The sequence below is a fragment of the Sinorhizobium sp. Y406 genome (assembly GCF_058732025.1).
Genome location: NZ_CM178974.1, coordinates 2,610,081 through 2,622,901, shown reverse-complemented (window position 1 = coordinate 2,622,901; position 12,821 = coordinate 2,610,081). Strand labels below are relative to the sequence as shown.

Genomic DNA, 12,821 nt, shown 5'->3' with positions numbered 1-12,821 from the left:
GCCATGACTGCAATCGAGCCCGATGATGAACTGGAAGAGAAGCCCCTTGATCCGGCGATGGAGAATGTCCGCCGTAAGATGGTGCGCCTGCAGCTCGTCTCGGCCGGCGTGATGCTGATCATGCTTATGGCCGTCCTCGGGACGATTGTCTACAAGCTGACGCGGGCCGACGGCGGCGCGGCGACGGCGCAAGCGGCAGCCAGCGCGCCGGCGGACGCGCCGGTGAACGCGATCGCGGCGCTGCCGGCCGGCTTTTCGGTGAGCGACGTGGCGCTGTCCGGATCGCAATTGCTCTTCTACGGCAGCTTGCCTGGTGCCGAGCCACGCGCGATTGTCTTCGACATCCGGGCAGGACGCATCGTCGCGGACGTCACCGTCAGGACGAATTGACGCGATGGGCGTGGCCGGTCCGATCCGGATTGAAGACTCGGCGGACTCCCGCATTGCGGGATTCGTCTCGATAAGGGAGCGTGATCTCACGGGGCGCGAGGGCCGCTTCATCGCCGAAGGCACCGTCGTGCTGCGCATGCTGGCGGCGGCGCATCGCTCCGGCCGCGGCATTGCCGCCGAAGCGATCCTGCTCCTGGAAAGCCGCGTTGCCGGTCTTGCGAGTTTGCTTGCCGAGTTCCCGCCCGAGGTACCGGTCTACATGGCCGATGCCCGCGTCTTCGAGGCGATCGCCGGTTTCAACATGCATCGCGGCGTGCTGGCGCTCGGCCGATTCGATCAGATGCCGGGCAGGGACGCGCTGATTGCCAACCTTCCCACGTGCAGCCTGGTTCTCGCCGCCTGCGGCATCTCCAACCATGACAATATGGGGTCGCTGTTTCGAAACGCGGCGGCCTTCGGTGTCGATGCGGTGCTGATGGATCAGACCACCTGCGATCCGATGTATCGCAAGGCGATCCGCGTGTCGGTCGGCTCCGTGCTGACGCTGCCTTTCGCGCGTGAGGGGACCGCGGCCGATCTGATTGAAAGGCTGCAGGCAGGCGGCTTTGCGATTTGGGGACTGTCGCCGCGCGGCGAGACCGATTTAGGTGAGATTGCGCCGGCGCCGCGCACGGCGCTCCTGGTCGGCACCGAAGGCGAGGGCCTGCCGCAGACCATTCTGTCAGCCGTTCGGACCGCGCGCATCCGCCAGCGGCCGGGCCTCGACAGCCTCAATGTCGCAATGGCGGCAGGCATTGCGCTCCATCAGGTTGCGCGCGTCAACGGCCGGATCTGACCGGGGCGCGCGGCCGAAAACGTTCCACCGAAGCCGCGGCATTATTTCGGCGACAACAATTCCTTGGCGCGCTCCGCCAGACTGTTTCCATTTTCGTGCTTCTCTGCCTCTTCGCCGGTAAGGAGACCGTGGATCGGCGAGGTGTCGCCCTCGCGCATCGCGGTAAGCGCGATCATGCCGGCGGCAATCGCCGCCATTTCCTCGCGCAGCGCCTCGTCATGGGCGGCGGATTTCGAATTGGTCAGACGTTCCGAGAGCGCCGTTGCGCGCATGCGCATATCTTCGGAAAGCGTGTCGGCATCGCTCCCCTGCGACATGGCCTTCTCTTTCTCCCCGGCGTCGCTTGCCGCTTTCCAGCTTGGCGTCGGCTGTTTCGGCAGCTTTACGCCGGCGGTGCGGAGCGCCCTCGTCGCCTCGCGGATCTCCTGCTTCGCCGACTTCAATCGCACCTTCAGTTTCTCAATTTCCTCGGCGCCGCGCTCGAGCGTGCTCTCGCGGTCCGCCTTCGCGGCGGCTTCGCGGGCAAGCTTCGTTTCCAGCTGACGCATGCGGCTGCCGTCCCGCTCCAGGCGCAACTCCATTTCGCGTGTACGCGCATTCTCCGCCTTGAGGTCCGCCCGCAGTGCCTCGCGCTCGTCGCGCAGCCCAGCGACACGGCTCTTCAAATGCTCGACCTCGGTCTCCCGCGCCACGACGTCGATGCGAAGACTGTCGATCTCGGCGGTGTGCCTGTCCAGATCCTTCCTAAGCCGGCGAATGGTTTCGCTCTTGTCGCCATCGGCGCGCTGCAGGCTTTCGAACGACGCGCGCACGTCCGCAAGCCGCTGCTCGAGTTCCCGGATGGTCGAGCGCATAGTGGTGACCTCGATGTCCATCTCCGCCGCCTGCGCCTGCAGTTCGGTGTTTTCGCCGGCCAGTCGGCGCACCTCCTGGTGCGTCCGTTCGCTCTGCAGCATCAGGGCGACGCCCTTGTCGCGTTCCCGGCGCAGGGCCTGCATGGTTTTGGCGTTTTCGGCGGCGTAGGTCGCGCGGGCGGCATCCCTCTGTGCGCGCACTTCCTGGGGGCTCAGTGGCATGGTTGCCTTCAGCCGATCCTCGGCGAAGCGCACGATGCGCTTCTGGATTGCGGGCGCGATCATGAGGCCGAAGAGGACCGCCGTCAGGAAGCCGAGGGCAAAGAGGAGTGCATATTCGATCACGTGCCGGCCGTTTCATCTGGACCGGACCGCCCATGCGGGACGGTCTGGCAGCCCTTCGTTCTTCGCAATAAAGCATGACGCCTGAAATGACATTTACCGCAAGCTTTGACGCCTTTCCATATCCGCAACGGTCGACCCGGCGCGCGCGACGTCACCGCTGTCAGAAGGGGTTCCAGGTCGGTTGCTGCGTCAGCTTCAAATAGCCGACATTAACGCCGAGCCTTGCGCCGATACCGGTGCGGATCGGCACGACCACGACGTGCTCGTCCGTCAGCACCGTCATGCCGACACCGGCGACGACATAGGCGGAGCCGGAGACACCACCGAAGCGCTTGTAGAGCGCCGGCACGCTCGGCAGGTTGTAGACGAGCATCATTGCCCGGCTGCCTTGTCCGCCCCAATCGAGCCCGAGCGATGGGCCCTGCCAGAAGACCGGATGCTGGCCGACATTCTTGGTGTAGAGCTCACCCTCACCATAGGTGAGGCCGGCGATGAAGGCGCCTGAGCCTTCCTGCCCGAGAATGTAGCCGTTCGGCAGGCCGTAACTTTCGAAGGCGCGCTCCACCACCTTGGCAAGGCCGCCGGAAGTCTCGCCGAAGAAAGTGTGGCCCGCATCGACGATCTCCTGCATCGTATACTGGCTTCCGTTGGCGGCTTGGGCGTGGGCGGCGGAATTGGCGCCGGTTGTCAGAGCGACGCCTATCAGCATGATTGTCGTCAGGATGGCGCGGACAGCCATTGCAGTAGCCTTCATCGTCGGCTGCATCGTTTCCTCCGTCGGGCGCGAATGCGGCGCGCGCGGGCGGCTATGGCCAGCGTTTCGATCGGTCGCGCGCCACCCGCGGGTCTGGTCCATTTTCAAGCGGCTGCGCGTGAATGGCACTACCGGCTTGATCGAGCGCACCCTCTCTGCTTCCAGTGCTTCCACGAGCTGGGCTATCCGAAACCGGGGTGCTCTGACAATTTGAACCGATGATCTTAACAATCGGTTTACCAAATGTGATGTCATTATGGCTGATCGAAAAATAAGAGTGCTCGCCGGCCGCATGGGGCTGGCCGAAGTCGGGCATGGCCGCGGAGCCGTTTGCGCCCTGCGCAAGCCCCGGATGGAAGAACCGGACGAGGAACGAGAATGGCAAAGAATCCGAACCTGACGCTGACGGGACCCGACCTCGCCGCGCTGCTGTGCAGTCGGGTGTGCCACGACATCATCTCGCCGGTCGGCGCCATCAACAACGGCCTCGAACTGCTCGACGAGGGCGGCGCCGATGCCGATGCCATGGACCTGATCCGCACCAGCGCCCTCAATGCCTCGGTCCGGCTGAAATTCGCCCGTCTCGCTTTCGGCGCCTCAGGTTCGGTCGGCGCATCGATCGACACCGGAGAAGCGGAGAAGGCGGCCAAGGATTTCGCCGCTGCGGAAAAGAAGACTGAAGTCACGTGGAACGGCCCGCGCGCGATCATCGCCAAGAATCGCGTCAAGCTGCTCCTGAACCTGTTCCTCATCGCCTATGGCGCGATCCCGCGCGGCGGCTCGATCGACATCACGCTGGAGGATCCGGAATTCGCCGCCGCCTTCAGCCTCGTGGCCAAGGGGCGGATGATGCGCGTGCCGCCGAAACTCATGGAAATTCTCTCCGGCACCCCGGAGGAGGCAGTCGACGCGCACTCGATCCAACCCTATTACACGGTGCTGCTTGCCGATGAGGCGGGCATGACGATCGACGTCGCTTCGACTGGCGAAGAGATCGTCTTCACGGCACGCGTTGGCGTCTGATCGGCAGAGCCGCTCATTGACCATGACAGGAATATTGGGTCCCCGCCGGTCGGTCCGGCGGGCTCTTGCGTTTTTTCCCACAGCGGAACGCTCTAAATTTCCTGGCTCTCGATGATCGGACTCGGAAGCGTTAACGAGCCCGACAACTTTGCCGCGAAGCAAAAAAAGAACGTAAGCGTGCGCGGTAACGCTTTCTTTGCCAAATCCATATAAGATTGTTTCATGGATGCGTTTTCGCCTGTGAGGCCTATAGGGAGTGAAGCATGCGGCGCTTGATGATCGCTGATGGTTCGGATGTTGTAAGAAAGGTCGGCAAACGTATCCTCTCGGGCATGGGTTTTCTCGTGTCCGAAGCGCCGAGCAGCCTGGAGGCGCTGGTGCGTTGCGAGGCCGAGCTGCCGAACATCCTGATCGTCGACGCCGCGCTCGAAGGGGCACTCGATCTCATCGGCAATATCCGCAGGCTGCCCGAGGGCGCCTCGGTCAAGATCTATTATTGCGTCGTCGAGGCGGACCTTCGCAAGATGATGGCCGGCAAGCGGGCCGGCGCCGATGATTTCCTCCTGAAGCCCTTCGACCGCAAGATCCTGACGAATGTCTTTGCCAACCAGTCGATGGCCGCCTGAGGCGCGTATTTCCGCGACGCACTTTTACATTGCAGATCCTCCCGGAGAAATTGGCCGCGGCTCGCCGCGGCTCTTTTTTATTCGACGTGTAGAAGGACAGGGTCACGGAGCCTGAAGGCGGCGCCAAACGGCAAAAAACCCGCCAAGGGGCGGGTCTTCGTGTTCGGGGGCGGGTTGGCGCGGACCTTTTGCCCGGCGCCAGCCATTGGTAAATCAGGCGGTTTCCAGGTAGTCGTTGCCTTCGGGCTCGCGCAGCACGTAGCCGCGGCCCCAGACAGTTTCGATATAGTTGGCGCCGCCGGCGGCGTTTGCGAGCTTCTTACGCAGCTTGCAGATGAAGACGTCGATGATCTTCAGTTCCGGCTCGTCCATGCCGCCGTAGAGGTGGTTCAGGAACATTTCCTTGGTGAGGGTCGTGCCCTTGCGCAGCGAGAGCAGCTCCAGCATCTGATATTCCTTGCCGGTCAGATGGACTCGCTGGCCGCCGACTTCCACCGTCTTGGCGTCGAGATTGACGATCAGTTCGCCGGTTGCGATCACCGACTGGGCGTGGCCCTTGGAGCGGCGCACGATCGCATGGATGCGCGCCACCAGCTCGTCCTTGTGGAAGGGCTTGGTCATATAGTCGTCGGCGCCAAAGCCGAGTCCCCGGACCTTGTCTTCGATGCCTGCCATACCGGAGAGAATGAGAATCGGGGTCTTCACCTTCGACAGACGCAGCGTTCTCAGGACCTCGTAGCCGGACATGTCCGGCAAATTCAGATCGAGTAGGATAATATCGTAATCGTAAAGCTTGCCGAGATCGACGCCTTCCTCCCCGAGATCGGTGGTGTAGACGTTGAAACTCTCTGACTTGAGCATCAGCTCAATGCTTTGAGCCGTCGCGCTATCGTCTTCGATCAGTAGAACCCGCATAGTCTTCCCCTTTTCCGCCGCCCAAGGTCGTCGTGGCCCCCCTTACGCGTGACGGATCCAGTCGTTGCCTGATTTGGAGGCTGCCATCAAATGGTTAACAAATTCTGATTCACTCTGGCAAGGTGTATCGAGCGTGTTAAATATTTTTAGCAGTCTCCTGATTCCAAAGGTGAATCCGAAACGGCATTTCTCATGCGATACATGAGGAGATGCCGCTATCCGACTCTCTAGACTCGCAAATAGGCCAAGCGCCACATTTCGTATCTCAGCATTTACGGAGCCTTAAATCATCGTCCCTATGATTAACGATGCCCGTAAACGAAAGGTTACCAGCGGTAGGTGTTTGTTAAGACCGCTGGGGATTTTTCGTTTTCGGCTCCAAGTGGGCCGGAGGGTAGCGCATGGGGGCTCGGATCGGTGTCGATTTGAGGCGGATCATGCGCAAGTTCAAAGTGCTGCGGCGGCCTTGCCCCAACGCGGGGGCGCTGCGGAATCGGTAGCCGGGGTGTCGCCATCCACGGGAGTATTGCGTATGAAACCACGTGAGAGCCTTGTCCGACTGAAAGAATTTCAGGTTCGGGAGAAGCAGCGTCAGTTGAACCAGCTTCAGATGATGATGGCTGAGTTCGAGCGGATGACCAAGGACCTAGAAAGCCAGATCGTCTTCGAGGAAAAGAAGTCGGGCATTTCCGACCCCTCGCATTTCGCCTATCCCACCTTCGCAAAGGCTGCCCGCCAGCGCGCCGACAACCTCCAGGTGTCGATCCGGGAATTGAAAATGCAGCAGGATGCGGCCGAGCTCGCCCTTGCGGAAGTTCAGGCCGAATATGAGAAGGCGGCTGCGCTCGAAGAGCGGGACGCGGGCACCCGGCTACGCGCCTGAGATCGCCTGAGGCGCAAGCAGCAGAGAAGTTGACCGAACCCGCCTCCCGTCCCCCGGGGGCGGGTTTTCGTTATTGACGTTGAGATGGGAGCTGGAGCGCGCATCCTGCCGGAAGCGCCCGAAACGACACCGGCGGCTCAGGAGGGTCCCGAGCCGCCGGTTCGAATTATGGCCCTGTTTCAGGGGTGATCAGTGGCGATATTGCTGGATGCGCGTCGTGCGCAGGCCCGCCAGCCCGTGATCGTTGATAGAGGACTGCCAGGAGAGGAACTCCTCGACGGTGAGGGTGTAACGCTCGCATGCCTCTTCCAGGCTCAGGAGGCCGCCACGCACGGCGGCGACGACTTCGGCCTTCCTGCGGATTACCCAGCGCCGGGTATTGGCCGGCGGCAGGTCCGCAATCGTCAGAGGGCTGCCATCGGGGCCGATAACATATTTTACGCGTGGACGCATCATTTCGGTCATGGGACTCTCTACACAAACTCAAGACCATATGCACACGACCCTAGCGTGCCACATTTAACATTTACCTAAGCGGCCGGTAACGATTTGCTTATAATTTGAGACACTTCCGGCCGGCAGGAATTCCCGTGGCATGGCCGGGATCGCGACGCTCCTGCCCATCCCCTCGGCATGCCGCGACGGGGCTGATTTGCCGGGGATTTTGCGACCCTTCGCGCCAGAAGCCATGCAATCACCACATTTCCCTTCGAGGGAGATTTCCTGATAACGGGACGCCCCATGATGCATACCGCGCGAAAACGTGCAGCGGGTTCGCGGCAACGGCATGCAAAGGAGCGAGCGTCGAAGCGGCGCTCCCGGATTTTCCGCCCGCGCATCACCACTCCCTTTGACTGGCCGCGCCGCGACGGGTTTCATTCGCCGCGGCTGCCGATCGCCGGGACGTGTGAAGCGTAGAACAGGGCCTGGCGACGGCGCCGGCAGCAGGGTGAGCTTGAATGAAGGAAACGAATGAACCGGCCCTGCAGCGCGGGGCCGACGCAGATTTGTCATTCGACGTCGACCCGGCGTCCGTGCAGACGGAGTACGAAGTCCTCCAACTGATGCGGCGGCTTGTCGCCCGCTATGGCTACGCGCATTTCCTGATCGCGCGGCTGCCGATGGGAGAGGAGCAGCGCTTTTCCGAGCGCCTGGTTCTCAGTAACTGGCCGGCCGAGTTGGTGCGTCAATACGACGCCGAGCAGGTTTTCCCGGCGAGCGCGCTCGTCGAGCGCCTGCGCCGCACGAAGCTGCCCGTGATCGGCGGCCCGGAACTGCTGCAGGAGGCAGGGAGGGGCATGGAGAGGGGCGTGACCCGCCAACTCCAGCGCTATCCGGAGATGGCGCGTCATTTCGCCTTGCTTCTGCACGCGACCTCCGGCGAGCCGTTCCTGGCGGTGCTTTCGGGCAGTCGGGAGGAGCCCATCGGTGGGGAGCGGGCGATGATCTATCTCGCGCTCGTCCAGCTCTTCGAATGCCTCGAGCGCACGTTCGATGCCGGCCAACCCGCGCGCGAGCGATTGTCGAGCCGGGAGATCGAATGCCTGCGCTGGGCGGCCGCCGGCAAGAGCGGTGACGAGATCGCCATCATCCTCGGCATCTCCGCCTATACGGTGGCGAGCTATTTCAAGAGCGCCACCCGCAAGCTCGATGCGGTCAATCGCGTGCAGGCGATCGCCCGGGCGCTCAGGCTGAAGCTGATCTGATGCACTTGCCCGGCGAAGCACAAGTTTCTATATGTCGCGGCACGAAAGCCGTGGGAAAAAGCCGTTGGCGTGGCAGACGCCTTCCGGCCCGAAAGCGAAAAAGAGGGTGTCGGACGGCCGCGCCCGGATGCCGGATTGGATCCCGTGAACAGTCTCGATTTTGACCGCAAGCCCGAAGAGACGCGCGTCGTCGTCGCCATGTCCGGCGGCGTCGATTCCTCCGTCGTGGCCGGGCTCCTGAAACGCGAGGGCTATGACGTGCTCGGCATCACGCTTCAGCTCTACGACCATGGTGCGGCGGTGCACCGCGCCGGCTCCTGCTGCGCCGGCCAAGACATCGACGATGCCCGCCGCGTCTGCGAAACGCTCGGCATTCCGCATTACGTGCTCGACTACGAGGCGCGCTTCCGCGAAACCGTGATCAATCCCTTCGCCGAGAGCTATATTGCCGGTGAAACGCCGATCCCCTGCGTCGCTTGTAACCAGACGGTTAAATTCGCTGACCTGCTCGCGACCGCCAAAGAGCTTGGCGCCGATGCACTGGCGACCGGCCATTACATCCGCTCGCGGCCGAGCCCCAGACCTCGCCATGCCGGTCAGCGGGCGCTGTACCGGCCGGCGGATGCGGAGCGCGACCAGAGCTATTTTCTCTTTGCCACGACGCAGGAGCAGATAGACTATTTGCGCTTTCCGCTCGGCAGCCTCCCCAAAACCGAGACGCGCCGCCTCGCGGAGGAGATGGGCCTCGTCGTCGCCAGGAAGGCCGACAGCCAGGACATCTGCTTCGTGCCCCAGGGGAAATACAGCGACATCGTCTCGAAGCTGAAGCCGAATGCCGCGCTTGCCGGCGAGATCGTGCATCTCGACGGCCGCGTGCTCGGCACGCACGAGGGCATCCTGCACTATACGATCGGCCAGCGCCGCGGCATTGGGGTCGCCACCGGCGAGCCGCTCTATGTCGTCTATCTCGACGCGCGCTCGCGCCGCGTCATCGTCGGCCCGAAGGAGGCGTTGGAGACGCGCCGCGTCTATTTGCGCGATGTCAACTGGCTCGGCGACGACGAACTCGACGAAGCGGCAGCCCGCGGCTTTGCGTGCTTCGCCAAAGTGCGCTCCACCCGCCAGCCGGCGCCGGCGGTGCTGAAGTGCGACACCGACGGACTCTATGTCGAACTCGTCGAGGGCGAGGCGGGGGTGGCGCCAGGCCAGGCCTGTGCGCTCTATTCCGGCACCGGCGAAGACGCCCGCGTCTATGGCGGCGGCTTCATCCGCAAATCGGAGCGCGAGCCCGCCGCCGAGGCGGCCCTGCAGGCGCTCCTCGGGGCGCCGACGGCCGCCTGAGACAGGCCGATCGGGCTCTTCGGGAAAACTTCGCGTTTTTCCCGAAGACATTGCTTGACACTAGCCGGAACAGCACCTTATAAGCCGCCCGACCAGCCGAAACGGGCTTCGCCAAGAAGCTTCAGGCACCGGCGGCGGAGTAGCTCAGTAGGTTAGAGCAGAGGAATCATAATCCTTGTGTCGGGGGTTCGAATCCCTCCTCCGCTACCATTAGAACAGTTGTCCGACCCGAAGACATAGGTAACAGACTGTACCTAAGACATGGGCGACAACCTCGTTGCAGATCGCCGTGAATTGCCGGAGTATTGCCGCGAAAGCGGGAAACCGGATATTTCGAACGGCCTTTCAAGAATTGCGCGGGAAGCTTCCTCAAGCTTGCTTGGCGGCAGGCTCCCAATGTCGCTGCGATTGCTGGTAATTTCCCTGCCCGCACGCTCGGTTCAGCACGCGCACTTGCCGCGACTTTCGGACCTATGCGTAGGCGGCATTCTCAGCGAGGTGTGAGGGCGTCCGTGGCCTGCGGCGTGTAGACGACTATATCGGTCCTTTTCTCCGAAAAAGCCCCACCGATCGCCAGGTAGACGAGGATAGCGCTTATGGAGAGCAAGAGCAGGCCGACAGGGAAGGCCGTTGAAGCGTTCTGTTCGGGCTTGTTGTGATCGCCGTCGCTATACATATCGCACTCCCACAAAAGGTGCAGGAAGAACGAAAATGGCGTCGACCGGTTCCCGCTCGCGCGACGTCGGGGACTTAAGTCCGAGGCTGTGTGGTCAAAGGTCTTAGCACCATTGCGAAGTGGCTTTCCCGCTCCATAATGGAGGAATGAGCACCCCGCGAAAAAGGGGGTGAGCCCCTGCTAGCAGCCGTGAGTGCTCGGTCCCGGGGCGGTGCTTCCGTCCCTTCTGCAATGCCCTGGGACCTCACTTCCGGTCTTTCCCTCGAGGTCCGCCATGAATGCCCAGAAAATTCGGAAGCTCGTTGAAGACTGTCGACGCGACCTGTCGGAATATCTGTCGCCCGAAAGCGGAATCAGTGACAGGGAGATCGTCATCGCGCTGCTTTATCGGCTCGATGGACCTCAGGCTAAGGATGCGCTGGGTGAGGATTTTGACTACCGACCGCCGACGGACAATTCACGGACCGCCGAGCCCGCCGGGACTCGCCCCAACGAAGCCCGGCTGAGAATAATTTTCGGGCAAACAAGGAAATGCCCTTAGTGTCGAGCTGGCAGAGCTTGTCTGGTGATGGCTCTGCCGCAGTTTCGACAGCAACGGCTCTCGGTCAAGAGCCGTGATTTAGACGATCTCTTCGCACGCCCTTAAGGCCGAAGCGCCGGAAAAGTGCAATATTGGCGTGCCGCAGCAGGCCGAGCTGCAGACCGGAGCGTCTGCGAGAGATTTCAAGCGGAGGTCAAGCGATTATTGGCCGATGCGCAGATACCAAGTGTTACAGCGACCATTTGCGTGCAAAGACGCGCGGCGCTGTCACCGGGCGCAAAGTTCGAGGCGAGATCGATTCACCCGCCCGCATTTCTGCTCTGCCCAATCGCGAGAGTAGCCTCCAAGCCGCCTTGGCAGTATCATGCCCGCCGTGCTCCTCGCGGGAGGCGAAGTGAGCAAAGGAGGACCGAGTCATGCCAATGTCTTCGGTGCTGCGCCTGCTGCGGATGGTCTGTCTCGCAGCCGGTGCTTTTTTCATGTCCGTACAGCTGGTGAATGCAGCAGAGGCGCTTCCGCCCGAGCTCGAAAAGCTGAAGGTTTCGCTGGAGAAATACAAGGATCCGGTGGTTGCCGTGCGCGAGGGCTATTTCTCGACGCTCGGATGCGTCACCTTCGCGGAAGGAACGATGGGGGTTCATTTCCTGAACCCCGCCCTCATCGGTCCCGAGCCCGATCCGATGAAGCCGACCTTACTCGTCTATGAGCCTGTCGGCGACCGGCTGGAACTCGTTGCCGTCGAATGGCTGATCCCGCTCGCGACCGGCGTCAAGCCGAAGCCGGAGTTGTTCGGGCATCCCTTCGACGGACCGATGGAGGGTCATGAACCGCTTCTGCCGGCGGCGCTTCATCACTACGACCTGCATGCTTGGATCTTCAAGCCGAACCCGCGTGGGGTGTTTCACCCGGTGAACCCGGACGTCAAGTGCCCCGAGGGGCCCTACACCTTCCTGGAAGCGCCGGCGAAAATGCTGCCGCATCCAGCCGCGCACCAGTAGGACTGCGGGCGAATTGCCCGCCTAGCTTCTGCGCTCGCCTGCCGCGTCGTTGAGATCACGGGCGGGCGCGGAGGTGAAGGACGGGAAATGGTAGCCTTCGAGAGGCGTGAGGCTCTTCGATTCGCGCGCCGGTCTTTCGCGCGGCCTGCGGGGTCCGATCCTGGCCCCCAGTTCGTCGACATATTCGAGCGCCTCGTCGACGGCCTTGCCCGTCACCGCGCTGCCGTCGGCTCTGCCGACGGCTTGCAGTTCGCTTCTCGTCGCCTCCAGGAACGCTTCGATGAAGCGCTGTGGATCGTCGCTCTGGGCGGCCGCCCATCGGAGCAGCCGGCATGTCAGGATTTCGTTCACGCGCAACGCCGCGATGGTTTGACCGAGCATAAGCGTCAACTTCTGGAGTTTTTCGGGTGTGACCTTCTGCGGCATCGAAAACGCCTTCCCTTCTTTTTTCGATCTTTCGATCTTTCTTCTCTGCGGCCCCGCCGGGGCAGCGATCCTAGATCAACGGAGCGAGCGACGATCTTGTTCCGGTCCGGCCGAAGGGACGCCCTCGAACGTTCGCAAACCGGTTCGGGCGCGGGCGGCGCGTTGTCGGCGTTCCTCCCGAGCCCGCCTTCAACAAAACCCCGCCGCCGCCGCGGAACAAGGCCCACATTGCCCGCGTTGAATCACCGCAAGTCCCGGGAGGCGGAACATGAAGCACACCGACATCAAGAAGCTCGACCAAATCCAGACCAGACATGTCTGGGATGTCGCGGAGTATTGCCGGCGAAGCGGCCTCCACAAGACCGAGGAACGCCGGCTGATCCGGGTGCTCGGCAAGTTCGCCTCCAGTCATGAGCTTCAGATGAACGTGATCCGGCCTCAGACGCGCGTGCGCTGAACTTTTCGTCAATTTCGGTCGCATGCCGCAAGCCGCTAACAAGTGGAGAAT

At 62.4% G+C, this 12,821-nt stretch carries 16 protein-coding genes and 1 tRNA gene; 11 read left to right on the top strand and 6 right to left on the bottom strand.

Translation table 11 applies throughout. The features are described from left to right. The first annotated feature begins 3 nt into the window (after nt 1-3). Nucleotides 4-390, top strand: a complete 387-nt coding sequence (locus AC4P1R_RS12605) for a hypothetical protein (RefSeq protein WP_151611582.1) — start codon at nt 4-6, stop codon at nt 388-390. 4 nt (nt 391-394) lie between these two features. Then, the gene (locus tag AC4P1R_RS12600; RefSeq protein ID WP_492177048.1) at nt 395-1,225 is read left to right on the top strand and encodes a TrmH family RNA methyltransferase; all 831 of its coding nucleotides are present in this window, start codon (nt 395-397) and stop codon (nt 1,223-1,225) included. Between the two features lie 41 nt (nt 1,226-1,266). Here the strand turns inward: AC4P1R_RS12600 and AC4P1R_RS12595 are convergent, their stop codons facing one another. Continuing rightward, nucleotides 1,267-2,424, bottom strand: a complete 1,158-nt coding sequence (locus tag AC4P1R_RS12595) for a coiled-coil domain-containing protein (protein WP_069459210.1) — start codon at nt 2,422-2,424, stop codon at nt 1,267-1,269. 160 nt (nt 2,425-2,584) lie between these two features. Further along, nucleotides 2,585-3,190 (bottom strand): DUF1134 domain-containing protein, encoded by a 606-nt coding sequence (locus tag AC4P1R_RS12590; protein ID WP_083265358.1) that lies wholly within the window; start codon nt 3,188-3,190, stop codon nt 2,585-2,587. A 366-nt stretch (nt 3,191-3,556) separates the two neighbouring features. Here AC4P1R_RS12590 and chpT point away from each other — a divergent pair, with 366 nt between their 5' ends. Continuing rightward, complete coding sequence (chpT, locus tag AC4P1R_RS12585; RefSeq protein ID WP_069459211.1) at nt 3,557-4,201, top strand: histidine phosphotransferase ChpT; 645 nt, start codon at nt 3,557-3,559, stop codon at nt 4,199-4,201. A 263-nt stretch (nt 4,202-4,464) separates the two neighbouring features. After that, the gene (locus tag AC4P1R_RS12580) at nt 4,465-4,827 is read left to right on the top strand and encodes a response regulator (protein ID WP_069459212.1); all 363 of its coding nucleotides are present in this window, start codon (nt 4,465-4,467) and stop codon (nt 4,825-4,827) included. A 213-nt stretch (nt 4,828-5,040) separates the two neighbouring features. On the opposite strand, the gene ctrA is transcribed toward AC4P1R_RS12580, so the two are convergent. Beyond that, complete coding sequence (gene ctrA / locus AC4P1R_RS12575) at nt 5,041-5,742, bottom strand: response regulator transcription factor CtrA (protein ID WP_026616417.1); 702 nt, start codon at nt 5,740-5,742, stop codon at nt 5,041-5,043. Between the two features lie 532 nt (nt 5,743-6,274). Between ctrA and AC4P1R_RS12570 the strand changes: the two genes are divergently transcribed. After that, nucleotides 6,275-6,625, top strand: a complete 351-nt coding sequence (locus AC4P1R_RS12570; protein ID WP_069459213.1) for a flagellar export protein FliJ — start codon at nt 6,275-6,277, stop codon at nt 6,623-6,625. A gap of 189 nt (nt 6,626-6,814) precedes the next feature. Here the strand turns inward: AC4P1R_RS12570 and sciP are convergent, their stop codons facing one another. Continuing rightward, a complete protein-coding gene (sciP, locus tag AC4P1R_RS12565) occupies nt 6,815-7,090 on the bottom strand; it encodes a CtrA inhibitor SciP (RefSeq protein WP_003527546.1) in 276 nt (91 codons plus the stop codon). Between the two features lie 494 nt (nt 7,091-7,584). On the opposite strand from sciP, the gene AC4P1R_RS12560 reads away from it, so the two are divergent. From AC4P1R_RS12560 to AC4P1R_RS12550, 3 genes are all read left to right on the top strand, one after another. Continuing rightward, complete coding sequence (locus tag AC4P1R_RS12560; RefSeq protein ID WP_492177047.1) at nt 7,585-8,331, top strand: helix-turn-helix transcriptional regulator; 747 nt, start codon at nt 7,585-7,587, stop codon at nt 8,329-8,331. Nucleotides 8,332-8,475: 144 nt separating this feature from the next. Next, nucleotides 8,476-9,672, top strand: a complete 1,197-nt coding sequence (gene mnmA / locus AC4P1R_RS12555; RefSeq protein WP_492177046.1) for a tRNA 2-thiouridine(34) synthase MnmA — start codon at nt 8,476-8,478, stop codon at nt 9,670-9,672. A gap of 133 nt (nt 9,673-9,805) precedes the next feature. After that, nucleotides 9,806-9,882 (top strand) — tRNA-Met (locus AC4P1R_RS12550). Between the two features lie 280 nt (nt 9,883-10,162). Here the strand turns inward: AC4P1R_RS12550 and AC4P1R_RS12545 are convergent. Further along, nucleotides 10,163-10,348, bottom strand: coding sequence for a hypothetical protein (locus AC4P1R_RS12545; RefSeq protein WP_069459215.1), 186 nt, complete (start codon nt 10,346-10,348; stop codon nt 10,163-10,165). Nucleotides 10,349-10,622: 274 nt separating this feature from the next. On the opposite strand from AC4P1R_RS12545, the gene AC4P1R_RS12540 reads away from it, so the two are divergent. Both AC4P1R_RS12540 and AC4P1R_RS12535 read left to right on the top strand, forming a co-directional pair. After that, a complete protein-coding gene (locus AC4P1R_RS12540; protein ID WP_069459216.1) occupies nt 10,623-10,889 on the top strand; it encodes a hypothetical protein in 267 nt (88 codons plus the stop codon). Nucleotides 10,890-11,305: 416 nt separating this feature from the next. Then, nucleotides 11,306-11,887, top strand: a complete 582-nt coding sequence (locus AC4P1R_RS12535) for a hypothetical protein (protein WP_069459217.1) — start codon at nt 11,306-11,308, stop codon at nt 11,885-11,887. Between the two features lie 21 nt (nt 11,888-11,908). Here AC4P1R_RS12535 and AC4P1R_RS12530 read toward each other — a convergent pair whose 3' ends face one another. Next, entirely contained in the window at nt 11,909-12,313 is a 405-nt protein-coding gene (locus AC4P1R_RS12530) for a hypothetical protein (protein WP_069459218.1), read from the bottom strand. 268 nt (nt 12,314-12,581) lie between these two features. Here AC4P1R_RS12530 and AC4P1R_RS12525 point away from each other — a divergent pair, with 268 nt between their 5' ends. Further along, nucleotides 12,582-12,770, top strand: a complete 189-nt coding sequence (locus AC4P1R_RS12525; RefSeq protein ID WP_069459219.1) for a hypothetical protein — start codon at nt 12,582-12,584, stop codon at nt 12,768-12,770. Nucleotides 12,771-12,821: the final 51 nt, after the last annotated feature.

What these genes read in the sequence shown, in the direction of transcription:
- AC4P1R_RS12605 (WP_151611582.1), top strand. Translation starts at nt 4, where the DNA reads ATGACTGCAATCGAGCCCGATGATGAACTGGAAGAGAAGCCCCTTGAT.
- AC4P1R_RS12600 (WP_492177048.1), top strand. Translation starts at nt 395, where the DNA reads ATGGGCGTGGCCGGTCCGATCCGGATTGAAGACTCGGCGGACTCCCGC.
- AC4P1R_RS12590 (WP_083265358.1), bottom strand. Translation starts at nt 3,190, where the DNA reads ATGCAGCCGACGATGAAGGCTACTGCAATGGCTGTCCGCGCCATCCTG.
- chpT (WP_069459211.1), top strand. Translation starts at nt 3,557, where the DNA reads ATGGCAAAGAATCCGAACCTGACGCTGACGGGACCCGACCTCGCCGCG.
- AC4P1R_RS12580 (WP_069459212.1), top strand. Translation starts at nt 4,465, where the DNA reads ATGCGGCGCTTGATGATCGCTGATGGTTCGGATGTTGTAAGAAAGGTC.
- ctrA (WP_026616417.1), bottom strand. Translation starts at nt 5,742, where the DNA reads ATGCGGGTTCTACTGATCGAAGACGATAGCGCGACGGCTCAAAGCATT.
- AC4P1R_RS12570 (WP_069459213.1), top strand. Translation starts at nt 6,275, where the DNA reads ATGAAACCACGTGAGAGCCTTGTCCGACTGAAAGAATTTCAGGTTCGG.
- sciP (WP_003527546.1), bottom strand. Translation starts at nt 7,090, where the DNA reads ATGACCGAAATGATGCGTCCACGCGTAAAATATGTTATCGGCCCCGAT.
- AC4P1R_RS12560 (WP_492177047.1), top strand. Translation starts at nt 7,585, where the DNA reads ATGAAGGAAACGAATGAACCGGCCCTGCAGCGCGGGGCCGACGCAGAT.
- AC4P1R_RS12545 (WP_069459215.1), bottom strand. Translation starts at nt 10,348, where the DNA reads ATGTATAGCGACGGCGATCACAACAAGCCCGAACAGAACGCTTCAACG.
- AC4P1R_RS12540 (WP_069459216.1), top strand. Translation starts at nt 10,623, where the DNA reads ATGAATGCCCAGAAAATTCGGAAGCTCGTTGAAGACTGTCGACGCGAC.
- AC4P1R_RS12535 (WP_069459217.1), top strand. Translation starts at nt 11,306, where the DNA reads ATGCCAATGTCTTCGGTGCTGCGCCTGCTGCGGATGGTCTGTCTCGCA.
- AC4P1R_RS12530 (WP_069459218.1), bottom strand. Translation starts at nt 12,313, where the DNA reads ATGCCGCAGAAGGTCACACCCGAAAAACTCCAGAAGTTGACGCTTATG.
- AC4P1R_RS12525 (WP_069459219.1), top strand. Translation starts at nt 12,582, where the DNA reads ATGAAGCACACCGACATCAAGAAGCTCGACCAAATCCAGACCAGACAT.